Annotated in this window: 21 protein-coding genes; 16 read left to right on the top strand and 5 right to left on the bottom strand. The window is 65.7% G+C overall.

Features of this window, described 5'->3' with window-relative positions:
• Positions 1-20: 20 nt before the first annotated feature.
• A complete protein-coding gene (locus B3D50_RS15785; protein ID WP_409516079.1) occupies positions 21-464 on the top strand; it encodes a TerC family protein in 444 nt (147 codons plus the stop codon).
• Positions 464-1000 (top strand): TerC family protein, encoded by a 537-nt coding sequence (locus tag B3D50_RS15780; protein WP_409516082.1) that lies wholly within the window; start codon positions 464-466, stop codon positions 998-1000. The genes B3D50_RS15785 and B3D50_RS15780 overlap by 1 nt, the downstream gene beginning before the upstream one ends.
• Before the next feature lie 11 nt (positions 1001-1011).
• Here B3D50_RS15780 and B3D50_RS08895 read toward each other — a convergent pair whose 3' ends face one another.
• Entirely contained in the window at positions 1012-1662 is a 651-nt protein-coding gene (locus B3D50_RS08895; RefSeq protein ID WP_003164840.1) for an alpha/beta hydrolase, read from the bottom strand.
• Positions 1663-1823: 161 nt separating this feature from the next.
• Here B3D50_RS08895 and B3D50_RS08890 point away from each other — a divergent pair, with 161 nt between their 5' ends.
• The 12 genes from B3D50_RS08890 to B3D50_RS08835 are packed head-to-tail and all read left to right on the top strand — an operon-like array spanning position 1824 to position 11673.
• On the top strand, positions 1824-2291 hold the full coding sequence (locus B3D50_RS08890; protein ID WP_269297405.1) for an Rrf2 family transcriptional regulator: 468 nt from the start codon (positions 1824-1826) through the stop codon (positions 2289-2291).
• A complete protein-coding gene (locus B3D50_RS08885; RefSeq protein ID WP_286950827.1) occupies positions 2288-3424 on the top strand; it encodes a cysteine desulfurase family protein in 1137 nt (378 codons plus the stop codon). Before B3D50_RS08890 ends, B3D50_RS08885 begins: the two co-directional genes overlap by 4 nt.
• Positions 3425-3427: 3 nt before the next feature.
• A complete protein-coding gene (gene sufB, locus B3D50_RS08880) occupies positions 3428-4894 on the top strand; it encodes a Fe-S cluster assembly protein SufB (RefSeq protein WP_286950825.1) in 1467 nt (488 codons plus the stop codon).
• Complete coding sequence (locus B3D50_RS08875) at positions 4891-5376, top strand: hypothetical protein (RefSeq protein ID WP_286950824.1); 486 nt, start codon at positions 4891-4893, stop codon at positions 5374-5376. The genes sufB and B3D50_RS08875 overlap by 4 nt, the downstream gene beginning before the upstream one ends.
• A gap of 4 nt (positions 5377-5380) precedes the next feature.
• A complete protein-coding gene (sufC, locus tag B3D50_RS08870; RefSeq protein ID WP_286950823.1) occupies positions 5381-6130 on the top strand; it encodes a Fe-S cluster assembly ATPase SufC in 750 nt (249 codons plus the stop codon).
• Complete coding sequence (sufD, locus tag B3D50_RS08865; RefSeq protein WP_286950822.1) at positions 6127-7149, top strand: Fe-S cluster assembly protein SufD; 1023 nt, start codon at positions 6127-6129, stop codon at positions 7147-7149. Before sufC ends, sufD begins: the two co-directional genes overlap by 4 nt.
• The gene (locus B3D50_RS08860) at positions 7128-8381 is read left to right on the top strand and encodes an aminotransferase class V-fold PLP-dependent enzyme (protein WP_286950821.1); all 1254 of its coding nucleotides are present in this window, start codon (positions 7128-7130) and stop codon (positions 8379-8381) included. Before sufD ends, B3D50_RS08860 begins: the two co-directional genes overlap by 22 nt.
• Before the next feature lie 5 nt (positions 8382-8386).
• The gene (locus B3D50_RS08855) at positions 8387-8785 is read left to right on the top strand and encodes an SUF system Fe-S cluster assembly protein (RefSeq protein WP_088411695.1); all 399 of its coding nucleotides are present in this window, start codon (positions 8387-8389) and stop codon (positions 8783-8785) included.
• A gap of 10 nt (positions 8786-8795) precedes the next feature.
• Positions 8796-9197, top strand: coding sequence for a HesB/IscA family protein (locus B3D50_RS08850; protein ID WP_040345340.1), 402 nt, complete (start codon positions 8796-8798; stop codon positions 9195-9197).
• Between the two features lies 1 nt (position 9198).
• Positions 9199-10188, top strand: coding sequence for a methionine ABC transporter ATP-binding protein (locus B3D50_RS08845; RefSeq protein ID WP_286950819.1), 990 nt, complete (start codon positions 9199-9201; stop codon positions 10186-10188).
• Entirely contained in the window at positions 10188-10844 is a 657-nt protein-coding gene (locus B3D50_RS08840) for a methionine ABC transporter permease (protein ID WP_286950817.1), read from the top strand. Before B3D50_RS08845 ends, B3D50_RS08840 begins: the two co-directional genes overlap by 1 nt.
• A gap of 19 nt (positions 10845-10863) precedes the next feature.
• Complete coding sequence (locus tag B3D50_RS08835) at positions 10864-11673, top strand: MetQ/NlpA family ABC transporter substrate-binding protein (protein WP_286950816.1); 810 nt, start codon at positions 10864-10866, stop codon at positions 11671-11673.
• Here B3D50_RS08835 and B3D50_RS08830 read toward each other — a convergent pair.
• The 4 genes from B3D50_RS08830 to dsbD all read right to left on the bottom strand — a co-directional run bounded on the left by B3D50_RS08830 (position 11670) and on the right by dsbD (position 16080).
• Positions 11670-12467, bottom strand: coding sequence for a lysophospholipid acyltransferase family protein (locus B3D50_RS08830; RefSeq protein WP_286950815.1), 798 nt, complete (start codon positions 12465-12467; stop codon positions 11670-11672). The genes B3D50_RS08835 and B3D50_RS08830 overlap by 4 nt on opposite strands.
• A gap of 56 nt (positions 12468-12523) precedes the next feature.
• Positions 12524-13183 carry a DsbA family protein gene (locus tag B3D50_RS08825; RefSeq protein WP_286950814.1) on the bottom strand — a complete coding sequence of 220 codons (660 nt, stop codon included), beginning with the start codon at positions 13181-13183 and terminating at the stop codon, positions 12524-12526.
• A gap of 123 nt (positions 13184-13306) precedes the next feature.
• Positions 13307-14131, bottom strand: coding sequence for a TlpA disulfide reductase family protein (locus tag B3D50_RS08820; RefSeq protein WP_286950812.1), 825 nt, complete (start codon positions 14129-14131; stop codon positions 13307-13309).
• Positions 14128-16080, bottom strand: a complete 1953-nt coding sequence (gene dsbD, locus B3D50_RS08815) for a protein-disulfide reductase DsbD (RefSeq protein ID WP_286950810.1) — start codon at positions 16078-16080, stop codon at positions 14128-14130. Before dsbD ends, B3D50_RS08820 begins: the two co-directional genes overlap by 4 nt.
• A 61-nt stretch (positions 16081-16141) precedes the next feature.
• Here dsbD and B3D50_RS08810 point away from each other — a divergent pair, with 61 nt between their 5' ends.
• Together B3D50_RS08810 and B3D50_RS08805 are read left to right on the top strand one after the other, a co-directional pair.
• Positions 16142-16795 carry a response regulator gene (locus tag B3D50_RS08810; protein WP_286950809.1) on the top strand — a complete coding sequence of 218 codons (654 nt, stop codon included), beginning with the start codon at positions 16142-16144 and terminating at the stop codon, positions 16793-16795.
• Positions 16792-18096 carry an ATP-binding protein gene (locus B3D50_RS08805; protein WP_286950808.1) on the top strand — a complete coding sequence of 435 codons (1305 nt, stop codon included), beginning with the start codon at positions 16792-16794 and terminating at the stop codon, positions 18094-18096. Before B3D50_RS08810 ends, B3D50_RS08805 begins: the two co-directional genes overlap by 4 nt.
• The last annotated feature ends 8 nt before the right edge of the window (positions 18097-18104 follow it).

The raw sequence follows: 18104 nt of genomic DNA, 5'->3' as shown, positions 1-18104 counted from the left end.
AACGGCTCGCGAAGGCGTCGATGGAACTGTTGCTATTGGAGTGGTTGGGCAAGCCCGTCTGGATGTGGGCGGGTTTTCTGACGGTCGTCATCGCCTTGTTGGCGCTGGATTTAGGGCTGTTCAATCGGCGAGATCATGAGATCGGGGTTCGTGAAAGCCTGGCGCTGTCCGCCTTCTACATCGCCGTGGCTTTGGTCTTCGGCGCGTGGCTGTGGTCATCGCAGGGGGCTGACAGCGCCGTCGAATACCTGACCGCCTACGCTGTCGAAAAAAGTCTGGCGATGGACAATGTCTTCGTCATCGCCTTGATCTTCAGCGCCTTTTCCGTGCCGCGCCTCTATCAGCACCGGGTTCTGTTCTGGGGGGTGCTGGGCGTCATCATTCTGAGGGCGATCATGATCGGCGGGGGGCGGTGCTGGTCGCCCGCTATCACTGGGTGCTTTATCTGTTTGCCGGGTTTCTGATGCTCACGGGCGTGAAGATGTTCCTTGCGCGCGGCGAGGAAACGGACATCGCCGACAACGCCCTGCTGAAGTGGTTCCGACGACGGATGCGGGTGACGAACGACCTGCACGGGCATGCCTTCTTTGTCCGCACGCAAAGCCGCCGCTCCGGCGAGGTGAAGCTGCACGCCACGCCGCTGTTTCTGGCCCTGGTGACGATCGAGATCGCTGACGTGATCTTCGCCGTGGACTCCGTGCCGGCGGTCTTCGCCATCACGACGGACGCCTATGTCGTCTACACGTCCAACATCTTCGCCATACTGGGGCTGAGGGCGCTCTATTTCGCCCTGGCGGCGGTGATTCACCGCTTCGCCTATCTGAAACAGGCGTTGGCCGTTCTGCTGGTTTTCATCGGCGGCAAGGTGTTCGCCGCGCCGTTGCTGGGGATCGAGAAGGTGCCGCCCGCCGTCTCACTATCGGTGACGGCGGCGATCCTGGCGACGGGAGTGGTCTGGTCCCTGTGGCGGACCCGCGCGGAGGCCGGACCTCCGCGCTGATCTTCGGGACGTCAGGCCGGCTTTTCGGCCAGGCGCTTGTCCAGATAGGCGCCGACGCGGCGCTCGACGGCCCCGATATGGTCCTGCCAGAAGTGGGTCGCGCCTTCTTCCAGCTCATAGTCGATGACGATGCCCTTCTGGGTGCGCAGCTTGTTGACCACGCGCTCAACCTCGGCCGGGGGCACCACCGTGTCAGCCGTGCCATGCAGGAACAGGCCCGAGGCCGGGCAGGGGGCCAGGAAGCTGAAGTCGTAGATGTTCGAGGGCGGCGACACCGAGATGAAGCCGTCGGTCTCGGGACGGCGCATCAGCAACTGCATGCCTATGTAGGCGCCGAACTGATAGCCCGCGACCCAGGTCTGGGTGGCGGCGGGGTTGTTGGCCTGCAGCCAGTCCAGCGCCGTGGCCGCATCGGCCAGTTCGCCGATGCCGCTGTCGAACTCGCCCTGGGACTTGCCCACGCCGCGCGAGTTGTAGCGGAGGGTGGCGAACCCGCGCTGAACGAACAACTGGTGCATCGTCAGGGCGACCGGGTTGTTCATATGCCCGCCCGCCTTGGGGTGCGGGTGCAGGATCAGGGCGATCGGCGCATCAGGCCGCTTGCCGGGCGAATAACGGCCTTCGATGCGGCCAGAGGCGCCGGGCAGAATGACTTCAGGCATGGATCGCGGTCCCTACAATCAATAGAGGTTTCGCCGGACGGATAATACTTGACCGAGGAGGTAGGACTTTCTAAGTCCCCGGTGCGTGACGCACTCGCCAGCGAGGCCGGGGGTCTTAGCATGGCCGCCCCGAAAAGCGTTAGAATTTTGAGGTTATAGGGATGCGCCTGTCGACAAAGGGACGTTACGCCGTGATGGCGATGGCCGATCTGGCGAAAAACGGCTCGGGCCGGGCCGTGTCCCTGGCCGAAATCGCCACCCGTCAGGAAATCTCGCTCAGCTATCTGGAACAGCTCTTCGCGCGGCTGCGCAAGGGCGGGCTGGTGAAGAGCGTTCGCGGGCCGGGCGGCGGCTATCGTCTGGCCAAGGGGCCGGAAGAGACGGTCGTGGCGGATATCGTCCTGGCCGTCGATGAACCGATCCGCGCCACCCGCTGCGCCGCCCATGGCACGCCGCGCGGCTGCATGACCGGCGGCGCGCGCTGCATCACCCACGACCTTTGGGAAGATCTAGGCGCCGAGATTCATCGCTATCTCGCCGGGGTCAGCCTGGCCGATGTGGTTGAAAAACGCACCAACCGGGCGCGCATGGGCCAGAAGGATGCGGCGTCCATGGAGGCCGCAGCATGAGCGTCTATCTGGACTACAACGCGTCGGGCCTGGTCCGTCCTGAAGTTCAGGAGATCATGGCCAAGGCCTTGGCCGACAACGGCAATCCGTCGGCCGTGCACGCCGCCGGGCGCCGCGCCCGTGCGCGAGTCGAGACCGCTCGCGCTCAGGTGGCCGATCTGGTCGAGGCCGATCCGACGGGGATCATCTTCTCATCCGGCGGGACCGAGTCTAACGCCCAGGCCATACACAGCGCCCTGGCCGCCGGTTGCGAGCGGCTGATCGTCGGCGCGACCGAGCATCCTTGCGTGGCCGAGGCGGCCGCCGTCAGCGGCGTTCCGGTCGAGGTGCTGCCGGTGGATGCGGACGGCGTGGTCGATCTGAGCTGGTTGGCCGAGGCGCTGGCGCGTCCGGGCCGCGCGGTCGTCGCCATTCATCACGCCAACAATGAAAGCGGCGTGATCCAGCCGATCGCCGAGGCGGCGAAATTGGTCCGTGCAGCGGGCGGCTGGCTGCACGTCGACGCTATACAGTCAGCGGGCAAGATTCCGGTGATGATGCGGGCGCTCGGCGCCGACAGCCTGACCCTCTCGGCGCACAAGTTGGGCGGGCCTCAAGGCGTGGGCGCCCTGGTGCTCAAGGACGGCGTGTCCGCCGTTCGCATTCTGCACGGCGCCGGTCAGGAGCGCGGCCTGCGCGCTGGGACCGAGAACGTTCCGGGCATCACCGGGTTCGGCGTTGCCGCCGACTGCGCGGCCCGTGATCTGGACGCCGCCGGGGCTCATGTCGTCTGGCGCGACGCGGCCGAGGCGAAGGTCAAGGCCGCGGGTGCGACCATCATCGGCGGTGCGGTTCCGCGTCTGCCCAACACCCTGTTCATGGCGGTCGAAGGCTGGGACAGCCCGCAGCAACTGATCACCCTCGATCTGGTCGGCGTCATGGTTTCGGCCGGTTCGGCTTGTTCGTCCGGCAAGGTCAAGCCGTCCAAGGCGATCAGCGCCATGGGCCTGCACCATCTGGCGACCGGGGGCGTGCGCGTCTCCGGCGGCTGGGGCACGACCGAGGCCGACTGGACTCGCTTCGCCGATGCCTGGGTCGCGGCCTGGGAAAAGCACAAGGCGCGCTTGCAAGAGCGCGTAAAGGAAATCGCGTAACTTATGGCTATCGTTCAGGAAACAATCGATACGGTCGCGGAGCTGGAGCGATACAAGTACGGCTTCACCACTGACGTCGAGCAAGAGTTCGCCCCCAAGGGCCTGAACCCCGACATCATCCGCTTCATCTCCGACAAGAAGGGTGAGCCGGAATGGATGCTGGAATGGCGTCTGGCCGCTTATGAGCGTTGGCAGGCGATGGAAGAGCCGACCTGGGCGGCGGTGAAATACGATCCCGTCGACTATCAGGATCTCTACTACTATGCCGCGCCGGTGAAGAAGGAGGGGCCGAAGTCGCTGGATGAGGTCGATCCCGAACTGCTGGAGGTCTACGCCAAGCTGGGCATTCCGCTGAAGGAGCAGGAGGTTCTTGCCGGCGTCCAGGGCGCGCCCAAGGTGGCGGTCGACGCCGTGTTCGACAGCGTCTCGGTCGTCACCACCTTCAAGGAGGAGCTGGCGAAGGCGGGCGTGATTTTCATGCCTATTTCCGAAGCCTTGCGGGAATATCCTGATCTGGTGCGTCAGTACCTCGGCACCGTCGTCCCGGTCAGCGACAACTATTTCGCGGCCCTGAACAGCGCGGTCTTTTCTGACGGCAGCTTCGTCTACATCCCGCCGGGCGTGCGCTGCCCGATGGAGCTGTCGACCTATTTCCGCATCAACGCCAGCCAGACCGGCCAGTTCGAGCGCACCCTGATCATCGCCGACAAGGGGGCCTACGTCTCCTATCTGGAGGGCTGCACCGCGCCAATGCGCGACGAGAACCAGCTGCACGCGGCGGTCGTGGAGATCATCGCGCTGGACGACGCCGAGGTGAAATACTCGACCGTCCAGAACTGGTACCCCGGCGACGCCGAGGGCAAGGGCGGCATCTACAACTTCGTCACCAAGCGCGCCGACTGCCGCGGCGACCGCTCCAAGGTCAGTTGGACGCAGGTGGAAACGGGCTCGGCCATCACCTGGAAATACCCGTCCTGCATCCTGAAGGGCGAGGAAAGCTCGGGCGAATTCTATTCTATCGCCATCACCAACGGCCATCAGCAGGCCGACACCGGCACCAAGATGATGCACCTGGGCAAGAACAGCCGCAGCCGCATCATCGCCAAGACGGTCTCGGCGGGTAAGTCGGACTCGACCTATCGCGGCCTGGTGTCGATCCACCCCAAGGCGACCGGCGTGCGCAACTTCACCCAGTGTGACAGCCTGTTGATCGGCAAGGAGTGCGGCGCCCATACCATCCCCTACATTGAGGTCTGCAACGGCTCGGCCCAGTTGGAGCACGAGGCGACCACGACCCGCCTGTCCGAGGATCAGCTCTTCTACGCCCAGCAGCGCGGTCTGTCGGAAGAGGAGGCCGTGGCCCTGCTGGTAAACGGCTTCGTCCGCGACGTCCTGCAGGAACTGCCGATGGAGTTCGCCGTCGAGGCCCAGAAGCTGGTGGCGATCAGCCTTGAGGGGAGCGTGGGGTGAAGGCTATTCCTGCGGCTGTTATTCTGGTTGGAATTTCGGCTTGTTCTCCAGCATCCGATAAGAAGGCAGAGTCTGATAACGTCTTTGTCTTCGACGGTCGTTTGATTTCGATAGATGGTGTGGACACGCCGAATACGCGTATAGAGATACTCCTTACTCGTTCACCAAAGAGCGACTCGCTCCCGGATCAATATGCGCTTAGAGCGGACTGCATAGATTCTGGCTTTTTGAACAAGGCTGACGGTCGTTACTGGAGTGGAATGACGCCATCCAAGAACGGCGAGATGGAGGATTTTATTCGCGAAGTTCCTCTGGATGCCCGATGCCCCATCGAAGACCGCAGCCGATACGTGCGGCTTGTGGGGATCATGAGGGAAGGTGCGAAGCTGGATTTTGACACCCAGCAGACAACCGCAACCTTTTCGGCACCGACCAAAGGAACGGCTAAGTTCCAGGTTCAACCTAATTTCGTAATCGATTGATCTGATGCTCAAGATTAACAATCTCCACGTCTCCGTCGCCGACAAGCCGATCCTCAAGGGCCTGACGCTCGAAGTGCCGGCGGGTGAAGTGCACGCCGTCATGGGACCGAACGGGGCGGGCAAGTCGACGCTGGGCTACAGCCTGTCAGGGCGTCCCGGCTATGAGGTGACGGACGGTTCCGCCTCGTGGAACGGCGTTGACCTACTGGATATCGAACCGGCCGAGCGGGCGGCGGCGGGCCTGTTCCTGTCGTTCCAGTATCCGATTGAGATCCCCGGCGTTCCGGCCATGACCTTTATCCGCACGGCCCTGAACGCCCAGAAGCGCGCGCGCGGCGAGGAAGAGGTTTCGGCCCCCGCCTTCCTGAAGCTGGTCAAGGCGGCGTCTCAGTCGCTGAAGATGGACTTCGACATGCTGAAGCGGCCGCTGAACGTCGGCTTCTCCGGCGGCGAGAAGAAGCGGATGGAGATCCTTCAGATGGCTCTGTTGGAGCCGTCGCTGCTGATCCTGGATGAGACAGACTCGGGTCTCGACATCGACGCCCTGCGCATCGTCGCGGACGGGGTGAACGCCATGCGAAGCCCGGAGCGGTCGATGCTGGTGATCACCCACTATCAGCGCCTGTTGGACTACATCAAACCGGACCGGGTGCACGTTCTGGCGGGCGGCCGCATCGTCGCCTCGGGCGGACCGGAAATGGCGCATGAGCTGGAGGCGGAAGGCTACGACAAGTTCCTGCCGGAGGCGGCATGAAGGCGCTGGCCCGGCTGGACCTGACCGACGCCGCGACCTTCCCCTCGCGGCGGGTCGAGGAATGGAAATACAGTGATCTGAAGCGCTTTCTTCGTGAAGCGCCTGAGCCGTCCGGCACGGCCGTCGTGGGCGCGCCGGGGCCGTTCTACGATCTGGGCGGCGACGCCATCGTCTTCGCCAACGGCCGCCCGGTCGGGGTGAAGGACTACATCGCCTCTGGCGATCAGACGCTGCGTCTGCGCTTTATCTCGGATGCGACGGGCACGGGCCATACGGCGGCGGCGCGCGTTGTCGCTCGCCCCGGCGCGCGCCTGCTGCTGCTGGAGACGCATGAGGGCAAGGGCTCGGCCTATGTCGCTCACAACAAGGTCGAGATCGACGTCGCCGCAGACGCCGAGGTCGTCCGTGTCGTCCTGACCGACGAGCCTGCCGACGCCATTTCGGTGGCCGAGGCCGAGGTGCGGCTGGAGGCGGGCGGGCGCTATCGTCAGACCATCGTCGCCACCGGCGCCAAACTGCAACGTCTTGAGACCCGCCTGCGCCACGGAGCGGAAGGCGCCGACGCGCGTGTGGACGGCCTCTATCTGCTGAATGGCGCGCGCCATTCGGATCAGACCTCGGTGATCGACCACGGCGCGGCCAACGGCACGACCAGCCAACTGATCAAGGGCGTGGTCCGCGACGAGGCGCGCGGCGTTTTCCAGGGCAAGATCCTGGTCCAGAAGGGCGCCGACGACACCGACGCGCGGATGGGCCACCACGGCCTGATCGCTTCGGATCGCGGCGAGATCGACGTGAAGCCTGAGTTGATCATTTACGCCGACGAGGTGCAGTGCGCCCACGGCGCGACCGTCGGGACGCTGGACGAAAGCGCCCTGTTCTACATGCAGCAGCGCGGCATTTCGGCCGATGAGGCCCGCGCCCTGTTGACCCATGCCTTCCTGATCGAGGTCGTCGACCGCATCGAGCACGAAGGCGCCAGAGAGGTGGTGCGGGAATGGCTGACGGCTCGCCTGTGACGAATGCTTCCGTGAAGGGGTTCGACCCCTATGCCGCCCGCGCGCAGTTCCCGATCCTGTCGCGACAGGTGAATGGAAAGCCGCTGATCTATCTGGACAGCGCCGCCTCGGCCCAGAAGCCGCGCGCGGTGATCGACGCCCTGGTCGCGTCGATGGAGGGCAGCTACGCCAACGTCCACCGGGGTCTGCACACCCTGTCGAACGAGGCGACGGAGGCCTATGAGCGTGCGCGTGAGATCGTGGCTCGCTTTTTGAACGCGCCCTCAGCCGACCATATCGTCTGGACCAAGGGCGGGACCGAAGCGATCAATCTGGTCGCCAACGGCGTCGGCCTGTCGATCCAGCCGGGCGACGAGATCATCGTCACCGAGATGGAGCACCACTCCAACATCGTGCCGTGGCACTTCCTGCGCGAACGGCGCGGGGCGGTTCTGAAATGGGCGCCGATCAGGGACGACGGTTCGCTGGACATGGAGGCCTTCGCCGCCCTGCTGGGGCCGAAGACGAAGCTGGTCGCCGTCACCCATATGTCCAACGTGCTAGGGACCATCAATCCGGTCGCCGAGATCACCCGTCTCGCCCATGCGGCCGGGGCGCGGGTGCTGATCGACGGCTGTCAGGGCGCGGTCCACGCGGAGCCGGACGTCCAGGCCATCGGTTGCGACTACTATGTCCTGACCGGCCACAAGCTATTCGCACCCACGGGCATCGGCGTCCTGTACGGCGCGGCGGAGGCGTTGGAGGCCCTGCCGCCTTATCAGGGCGGCGGCGAGATGATCGTCACGGTCGAGAAGGAAGGCGTGACCTACGCCAAGCCGCCGCACCGTTTCGAGGCCGGCACGCCGCCGATCCTGGAAGCCATCGGCATGGGCGCCGCGGTCGAGTGGCTGTCGCAATATGATCCGGCGGCCATTCAGGCGCATGAAATGGCCCTGTATCACCATGCCGTCGAGCGTCTGCGTGGGCACAACTGGCTGCGGATTCTGGGCGAGGCGGAAGGGAAGGGCGCGATCCTGACCTTCACCGTCGAGGGCGCGCACGCCCATGACGTGGCCCAGATCATGGACCGTTACGGCGTCGCCGTCCGCGCCGGACTGCACTGCGCCGAGCCGCTGGCGAAAAGACTGGGCGTGAGCGCAAGCGCGCGCGCCTCCTTCGCCCTATATAACACCGTGGAGGATACAGACGCCTTCGTGGACGCGCTGATGAAGGCGCGGAACTTCTTCGTGTGACGAGTATGGACGCCAAGACCGACAACGCGATCAGCGACAGCGACGCCTTCGCCGCCAGCTGGGACGAGCCGCAAAAGAGCGCCCTGTCACAGGCTGAGCTGGACAAGCTGACGGACGACCTGATCGAGGCGCTGAAGACGGTGTATGACCCGGAAATCCCGGTCGACATCTATGAGCTGGGCCTGATCTACAAGGTCGACGTGTCTGACGACCGCGACGTGCTGGTCGAGATGACGCTGACGGCGCCGGGTTGCCCCGTGGCGGGCGAGATGCCCGGCTGGGTCGAGACGGCGGTGGCCAAGGTCGAGGGCGTGCGCAGCGCCAAGGCCAACCTGGTGTTCGATCCGCCGTGGGACTCCTCCAAGATGAGCGACGAGGCCAAGCTGGCCCTGAACATGTTCTGAGGAGGCCCTGATGACCGAACTTCAGACTGCAACGACCCGGCCCCGGCGGCCCCGGCCCAAGGCGGTGACCCTGACGGACGCCGCCGCCGCGCGCGTGCGCGAAATCATGGACAACGCCGAGAAGGATTACGTCGGCCTGCGCGTCGGCGTGAAGAACAGCGGCTGCGCCGGGCAGGAATACACCTTCGCCTATGCGGAAGAAGCCCTGCCGCTGGACGAGGTGGTCGAGGACAAGGGTGTCACCATCCTGATCGAGCCCAAGGCGGTCCTGTTCCTGATCGGCACCGAAATCGACTATGAGGTGACGAAGCTGGCGTCCAAATTCGTCTTCCGCAATCCGAACGAGACGGACGCCTGCGGCTGCGGTGAGAGCGTCACCATCATCCCCGCCGCTGCTCTGGACGCCGACTGACATGATCCGATTGGAGGGGGTGACCCGGCGCTATCGCAGCGCGGCGGGCGACCGCACGGCGCTGGACGCCGTCGATCTGCATGTCGCGCGCGGCGAGGTGTTCGGCGTGGTGGGCCGTTCGGGGGCGGGCAAGTCCACCCTGATCCGCGCCATCAACCGGCTGGAGACGCCTGATGCGGGCAAGGTCTTCGTTGATGGGCAGGAAATTACCGCCCTGAACGCCGCCCAACTGCGCGCCGCGCGGCGCGGCATCGGCATGATCTTCCAGCACTTCAATTTGCTGAACGCCAAGACGATCGAGGACAACGTCGCCTTCCCCTTGCGGCTGGAGGGGCGGCCTGAGGCTGAGGTGAAGGCGCGGGTGAGGGAGCTTCTGGCCCAGCTGGGATTGGCCGATCATGCCAAGAAGCATCCGTCCCAGTTGTCGGGCGGCCAGAAGCAGCGCGTCGGCATCGCTCGCGCCCTGGCCTGCGGCCCTAGTGTCCTGTTGTGCGACGAGGCGACCAGCGCGCTGGACCCTGAGACGACCGAGGATATCCTGACCCTGCTGGACGGGCTGAACCGCGATCTGGGCCTGACCATCGTGCTGATCACCCACCAGATGGAGGTGGTGCGCCGCGTCTGTGATCGGGTGGCGGTGCTGAAGGACGGCCGGATCGTGGAGCAGGGCGCGACGGCCGACGTCTTTCTGCATCCGCAGCACGCTGTGACCCGCGCCATGCTGGCCGAGGGCGAGGAGGCGATCGACGCTTCAGTCGCGCCCGCCGGGGCGCGCATGGCCCGCCTGACCTTCCGCGGCCCCTCGACCTATGAGCCGGAATTGAGCCGTGTCGCGCGCACGGCGGGCGTGGACTATTCGATCCTGTCCGGCCGCATCAGCCGCATCCGGGGCGAGCCCTATGGCCAGATGACGGTGGCCTTTACCGGCGGCGACGCCGAGGCGGCTCTGGCGCAACTGGCCGCGCGCGGCGTCGTGGTGGAGGCGGTCTGATGTTCGCCAATGTGGACTGGGCCGATATCGGCAAGGCGACGATCGACACCCTGTTGATGCTGGGCGGGTCGATGGTGCTGACGGTGATCCTGGGCGTGCCGCTGGGCGTGCTGCTGTATCTGTCGGGCAAAGGACGGCTGGCGGCCAATCCGGTGTTGAACGCCGTGCTGTCCTTCGTCGTCAATGTGCTGCGGTCGGTGCCCTTCATCATCCTGCTGATCGTCATGCTGCCGGTGACGGTGCTGTTGGTCGGCACCTCGCTGGGTGTGGCGGGGGCCATTCCGCCGCTGGTCGTGGGGGCCGCGCCCTTCTATGCGCGCCTGGTCGAGACGGCGTTGCGTGAAGTGGACAAGGGCGTGGTCGAGGCGACGCAGGCCATGGGCGGATCAACCTTCCAGATCGTGACGCGCGCCCTGTTGCCGGAGGCTCTGCCCGGCATCATCGCCGGCGCGACCGTCACTGTCATCGCCCTGGTCAGCTACACCGCCATGGCGGGCGTGGTGGGGGCGGGCGGTCTGGGCGACCTGGCTATCCGCTTCGGCTATCAGCGGTTCCAGACCGACGTCATGGCCGTGACCGTAGTTCTGCTGCTGATCCTCGTACAAATTCTGCAGATGATCGGCGACCGTCTGGTCGCTAAGGTTTCGCACCGCTGATTTTACGAAAGCCTGCCCCATGATCCGCCGTTCGCTGCTGCTGTCCGCCGCCGCTGTCCTGACGCTCGCCGCCTGCGGCCAGGGCGCGGACAAGAAGGCGGGGGCCGACGGCGCGCCGCTGCTGGTCGGCGCCACCGCCGTACCGCACGCTGAAATCCTCGAGCAGGTGAAGCCGATCCTGGCCGCCGAGGGCGTGCCGATCGAGATCAAGGTCTTCAACGACTACGTTCAGCCGAACGTGCAACTCGCTGAAAAACGGTTGGATGTGAACTATTTCCAGACCAAGCCCTATCTGGACGAGTTCAACACGGCGCGCAGCACGAACCTGATCACCGTGGCAGGCATCCACGTCGAGCCGCTGGGCCTGTATTCGCGCAAGCACAAGGCGCTGGCCGATCTGCCGAACGGCGCCCAGGTGGTTCTGCCCAACGATGCGTCGAACACCGGCCGCGCCCTCCTGCTGCTGCAGGCGGCGGGCCTGATCACCCTGACGGATCCGCAGAACCCGCTGCAGACCGTGCGCGACATCGCGACCAATCCCAAGGGGCTGAAGTTCCAGGAGGTCGAGGCCGCGACCATCCCGCGCATCCTGCCCCAGGTGGACGGCGCGGTGATCAACACCAACTACGCCCTCGACGCCGGGCTGAAGCCCAAGACCGACGCGCTTCAACTGGAAGGCGCCGACAGTCCCTATGTGAACTATCTGGTCGCCCGCCCGGACAATCAGAACGACCCGCGCATCCAGGCCCTGGCCAAGGCCCTGCGCGGCCAGGCGATCAAGGACTTCATCGCCTCGAAGTATGAAGGCGCTGTGATCCCGGCGGCCTAGGCTGCGGCGTTGACCGCCTCGGCCGCTGCGGCGGCCTTGGCGGCCTCGTCCGGCGTGGAGACCAGAACGGCGGGCGTGACCGGCTGACCTGTCGCCTCGGCGATCAGCTCGGCGGTCTTGCCTTCCACAGCGGCTTCCAGCCGCTCAAGAAACTCGGCCTTGGGCAGGCCAGTCGGGATGGGTTCGAGGAATTCCAGCGTCGCCGTGCCGGGGTTCTTGCGAAACTCCTCCAGCGGCCAGAACAGGCCCAGGTTGGTCGCCAGCGGCACGACCGGCATGTCGAAGTCGCGATACATGTGCCAGACACCCGAGCGATAGCGGAACTTCTCTCCGACCTTGGCCAGATGGCCTTCAGGGTAGATCAGGATCTTGCGCCCCTCGCGATGGGCGTCGGCGGCGCGCTCCTTGAGCGCGGCGCGGGCGGCGTGGCCGCCGCAGTTGTTGACGACGATGGCGCCCAGCTTCCTCAGCACGGTTCCCAACAGGGGGAACTTCTCCAGATGGTCGCCGGTGACGAAGGCCACATCGTCGAACTGGTCATAGGTGGCGAAGCCGTCGCCCCAGCTCTGGTGCTTGGAGGCGATGATGAAGGCGCCGGCCGGAATTCGTTCCTTGCCGCGCGTCTCGATGCGGATGCCCGCGAACAGGCTCATGGCCTGAACCATGCGCCGGACATAGCGGCGGATGATCCAGCTTGTGGCCTTGCGGCCGGGCGCCAGGGCCGCAAAGGCGGCGGCCAGGCCGTAGGTGATGGAAAGCGCCCAATAGGCGATGTTGAACAGCAGGCTTCGCATTGGGCGACTATGCCAGCCTGACGTTCAGAGGCGAGCGCAAAGTGAAGCCTGTCAGATCAACGCACGGGTTGGCCCGCACGGATACGGGCGATGACGGCTTCCAGTTGCGCCTGAGGCATGCCGCCGGGGATCAGATTGCCGTTGATGATGAAGGCGGGGGTTCCGCTCAGGGCCAGGGCGGAGGCTTCGCGCGTGTTGCGCAGAATCACCGCGTCGATCTCTTCGCGGTGCGCAGCCAGATCACGATCCAACTGGTTCATGTCGACCCCGGCCGCGCGTGCGAGACTGCGCGCCTGCTGGTCGGTCTCGATACGCCCCTTGGCGCTCATGAAGGCCTTGTGCACCTCATGATACTTGCCCTGATAGTTGGCGGCCATCGCCAGGCGGGCCACGTTCTCGGACACGGCGCCGAAGATGGGCCATTCCTTGTAGAGGATGCGCACCTTGGGATCGGCCTTCATAAGGCCTTCCAGCTCCGGGATCATCATTTTGCAGTAGGGGCAGTTGTAGTCCATGAAGCCGATGATGATGATATCGGCGTTCTCCGCGCCGATGAACGGCGTCGCCGGATCGCGCAGCAGGTCGCTGAAGCCGACTTCCGCCACCATGGGCAGATCCTGAGCGCCCGACGCCCCAGCCGCCGCGACGGTCGCCGGAGCATTGCCGGCGTCGGCCGGACCGCACGCGGCCAGGGTCAAGGCGACGGCGAGCTTCATTGCGAGGGCGGGGTTCTTCATCGGGTCAGGCTTTCCTGCTTCGTTCGACGCGCGGATGCACGATCAGGTCGGGGAGGGACCGCGCCAGGGCGACGGTTGATGCTTCTTGGTCGAGGCGTCCGCTTAAGTCACGCTTAAGGCGGCGGGCGACGCCTTGTTCAGGCGGGCGACTTCGGCGGCGACCTGTTCGGGCGCGATCTCGCCCATATGCGCCTTCGCCAGCGTGCCGTCCGCATGAAGGAAGAGCGTCACCGGAATGCCGACCGTGCGATAGTGGCGCGGCAGGGCCATGCCGGTGTCGAGCAGGACGTGCCGTAGGGATAGGCCCTCGCGCGCCAGGTAATCGTGGACCGTTTCCCGGCTCTCGCCCTGATTGATGAACAGGAAACGGATGTCGGAGTGAGACTGCTCGGCCTGCGCCAGGGCCGGCATCTCTCGGCGGCACGGCGGGCACCAGGTCGCCCAGATGTTGATGACGGTGGGCCGATTGACGGACTGGGCCAGATCGATCGGCGGGCCTTCCAACTGGACCAGAGTCAGTTCTGCGGGAGGCAAGGGCTCGGTCGCCGAGGCCAGTTGATGCGTCGTGACCCAGACCAGCGCGGCCGCCGCCACGGGGGCGAGGGCCCAGGCGCGTTCCTGCCGGGTCTTCAGAAGCAGGAAGGTGGCCAGGGCGATGAAGGGCAGAACCCACAGCCAGGCGAATCCGCCTTGCCACACGGCGAAGGCGCGCATGGGATCGCCGCTGAAATACGCCCAGTTGGCGACGACATGGGCCAGGCGGGCGACGGCGACCCCACCGATGGCGACGACCGTGCTCCACAGGTTGAAGCGGCCGCTGATCCGACTGACCAGGATGCTGGAGCCGATCATGAAGACGACGACGCCCGCGATGATGGCGAAACGCTCGCCGGACAGGACCAGGGGGCCGAGCGACAGGCTGTTCATTCGGCCGCTCCCGCTCGTTCCAGCGAGGTCAGGACGGCGCGGGCCGAGGCCTCGCCGATCAGGCGGCTTTCGGCGGCTTCCTTCGAGGTTCTGGACAGGAAGATCATGGTCGGCGGCCCGACGACGCCATATCGGTCGAGCAACTCGCGTACTTCGGGCGTGCTTTGAGTCACATCGACCTTGATCAGGTCGACAGCGCCGAGTTCGGCGAGGACTTCATCGTTCTGGAAAACCTCGCGCTCCATCACGCGGCAACTGACGCACCATTCTGCGGTGAAATAGACCAGAGCCGGTCGAGACTTGGCGGCGGCCTGGGCGACGGCCGTCTCAAGCGCAGCATTGTCGGCGACCACGACCGCCGGAGCGGCTGTGAGAGACGAGGCGCCGGGGGCCGCGAGCGCGGGGCGAGCCAAAGGGGCCAGGGGCCGCCAGGGACTGACGGCGTCGAGGCTGACGCCTATCAACAGCAGGACGCCCCAGATGGCGGCGATCAGGCCAGCCGCGCGAGCGACGCTGTTCAGGACGCCTGACGCCGCCGGGCGGAACAGGCCCAGGGCGGCGGCGGCCGCGAAGCACAGGGCTGCGCCCAGAGACAGGGTCGCGACTGGCGGCAGGATGCGGCTGGCCAGCCACCAGGCCATGCCCAGGAAGATGAAGCCGAAAACGATCTTCACGCGGTTCATCCACGCTCCGGCCTTGGGCAGGAAGCGCGCGCCCGCGGCTCCGAAGACGATCAGCGGCACGCCTTTGCCCAGCCCCAGGAAGAAAAGGGCGGCGGCGCCGAGAATCACATCCCCAGTCTGGGCGATATAGAGCAGGGCTCCAGCCAAGGGAGCGGTGACGCAGGGGCCGGCGATAAGCGCCGACAGGAAGCCCAGCCCAGACGCCGAGACTACGGAACGCCGTCCCGTCCCGGTGTCGCGCGACAGGCGGCTGGTCCAGGCTGAGGGCAGTTGAAGCTCGAAGGCGCCGAACATGGAAACTGCGAGGACTGTGAAAACGACGGCCAGGCCGCCTACGGCCCAGGGCGATTGCAACACCATCTGCAGGTTCTGACCCGACCAGGCGGCGGCGACGCCCAGCAGGCCGAAAGCCACGGCCAGACCCAGGACATAGGCGACCGACAGCAGCAGGCCGCGTCGCGTGCCTTGCCCGTCCACGCCCCGTCCGATGACGCCCGCCAGGATGGGGTACATGGGAAAGACGCAAGGCGTGAACGCCAGCAACACGCCGAAGCCGAAAAAGGCCAGCAGCACCCAGACCGTTCCTCCTTGGCGCGACAGTCGGTCAACGAAGCCCTGATCCTGTTGCAACTGGATGGCGGCTGCGGGGAGGACGATATCCGGCTCAGATGAATCGATGAGCACAGGTTCCGCCTCGGCGCTTTCTGCGGCGTCGGTCGTCTGAGCCGCTGGCGTCTTCTGCAAGGCGAGTACGGCTGCGGCCTGGGCCGTTGCGGCTTCGGCCTCGCGCGAGGCGATGCGGGCGCTCGGCAGGGCGGGGACGTCGACCGTTCGCGTGGTCGGCGGATAACAGATCGAGTTTTCCAGACACCCCTGATAGGTGATGTTGATGGACGCAGGCTCGTTCGCGCGCTTCAGCGCGTCCGCCGACAGAACCGCGCGCCCAACATCGCGCCAGATGTCGACGACGCCGAAGCCGGGGTCGTCCTTCTTTTCTCCGGCTCGAAGGCGAAGGGGAAGCGCAGTCTTGCCGTCCGGCGCCGTGGCGGCCGTATGGTCCTTGTAGAGATAGTGCCCCGGCGCGATCTTCCAGGCGAACACCATGTCGCCGTCGGCTTCACGCGAAATCTGGAGGGTGAACGCCTCTTCAGGGGAAAGCAGAGGCTGGCCGAAGCTCTGACCCAGCCCCTGGGCCAGGCTCGGCGCCGGAGCTGACAGCATGAGGACGGCCAGGACCGCCAGGAGGCGCGAGAAAGTGATCTTCATACCTGTCAGGTCGGAGAAGGAGCTTAAGTCAGGCTTAAGCCGAGGTTCGCATCAATAGCCAATGAGATTGCTCACTGTAGAAGACGATCCGGTTCTGGCCGACGGATTGCGTGTCGGCCTGGGGGCCTGCGGCTGGACCGTCGAGCCGGTCGCCAGGGTCGAAGAAGCCCTGGCTGCGCTCGAAAGCTCGACCTTTGATGCGGTCGTGCTGGATTTGGGCCTGCCGGATGGCGACGGCCTGGAGATCCTGCGTTTCGTACGGCGCCGAGACATGGACGTCGGCGTGGTGATCTTGTCAGCGCGCGACGATAGCCGCGATCGCATCACGGGGCTGGACGCCGGGGCCGACGACTATGTGGGCAAGCCGTTCGATCTGGATGAGCTGGCGGCGCGCCTAAGGGCGGTCCGTCGTCGTGTGTTGGGGCGTTCGCAACCGGCGCTGTCGCACGAGGGGGTGACGCTGGACCCGAAGTCGCGTCTGGCCTGGCGGGGCGAGGGCGATCTGCACCTGTCGCGGCGCGAGTTCGCCATCCTTGAAGCCCTGATGGAGCGCCCGTCGCAGGTGCTGTCGCGCAGCCAGTTGGAGGAACGCCTCTACGGTTGGCAGGAGGATATCGGCTCCAACGCCGTCGAGGTCCACATCCATCATCTGCGCGCCAAGCTGGGCGCCGACTTCATCCGCACGGTGCGCGGTCTGGGGTACAAGCTCCAATGATGTCCATCCGAACGCGGCTGTTCGCCATTCTGGCGCTGGTGACCGCCTTGGTCTGGGGCGGGGCGGTCGTCTGGGTCGAAGTTCAGACACGCAATGAGGTGCAGCGCGTGTTGGACCGACGTCTGATGGAGTCGGCCCGGATGGTGTCGTCCATGATGCAGCCAGGCAGTCTGTCGCCTGTCGTCAATGAAGAAGGGGGCGGCCGTCTGGCGGCTTATGACCAGCAACTGGCCTGCCAGATATGGTCGATGCAGGGCGAGTTGATCGCACGGTCGCGAAGCGCGCCATCTGCCATGTTGGCCAGCGGCGCGGATGGATTCTCCGAACGCGTCATCAATGGCGAGCGTTGGCGCGTCTACACCGTCCATGTGCCCGAAGGCGGCTATCGTGTCATGGTCGGCGACAATCTCGCGGTCCGTGAACATCTGGTGGGCAGCGTCGTCACCGGCCTGCTGGGGCCGGCTGTTCTGGGCCTGCTGGCGCTTGGCGTTCTGATTTGGTGGTCGGTGGGGGCGGGGCTGCGGCCTATTCAGCAGATGACCCAGGCGCTCGCCAGTCGCCGAGCGGACGACCTGACGCCGGTTGATGTAGCGCCGGGCGGCAAGGACTTGCAGCCTTTCGTCTCGGCGCTGAACGACCTGATCGCCCGCGTCAGCGAAGCGCGTCGCCGAGAGACCGAGTTCACCGCCGCCGCCGCTCATGAACTGCGGACGCCGCTGGCGGGTCTGCGGGTTCAAGCGCAGATCGCGGCCAATGCGACGGATGAGGGCGTGCGCAAACACGCGCTGGAGCAGATACAGACCTCGGTCGACCGCACTGCGCGCCTTGTGACGGGGCTTCTGGCGTTGGCGCGTGAAGACGAGGCGGCTATCGAAGCCGACGATAGGCGCTGGATCGACCTGCGCGCCCTGTTCGCCAATGACGCGGATGCGCGTTTGGAAGTCCTAGATCAGGCCTTCCGGATTTACGTTCAGCCGGATCGTTTCGAGACGGCGGCCGCCAATCTGCTGGCCAATGCTCAAGCCATGGCCTGCAGCCGTATCCGTGTCGCAGTCGAAGGTCAGGGGGGCGACGCCATTCTGGTGGTCGAGGACGACGGTCCTGGCGTTTCGACGGCCGATCTGGAGCGTCTGGGCCGCCGCTTCTTCCGCACCTCCGATGCGCCGGTCGGCGGCAGCGGTCTGGGCCTGTCCATCGTCCTGTCGACGATGAAGGCGCATGGCGGGGCTGTGCGCTTTACACCCTCCGCGCTGGGCGGCTTGCGGGTCGAACTGCACGGCCTGCCGATCCGGCCGGCCTGATCGAAGAC

The sequence above is a fragment of the Brevundimonas sp. UBA7507 genome (genome assembly GCF_002478355.1).
GTDB classification, from domain to species: Bacteria; Pseudomonadota; Alphaproteobacteria; order Caulobacterales; family Caulobacteraceae; genus Brevundimonas; species Brevundimonas diminuta_D.
Note: the sequence above shows the minus strand (reverse complement) of the source record. Positions and strands in the feature narration are given on the sequence as shown.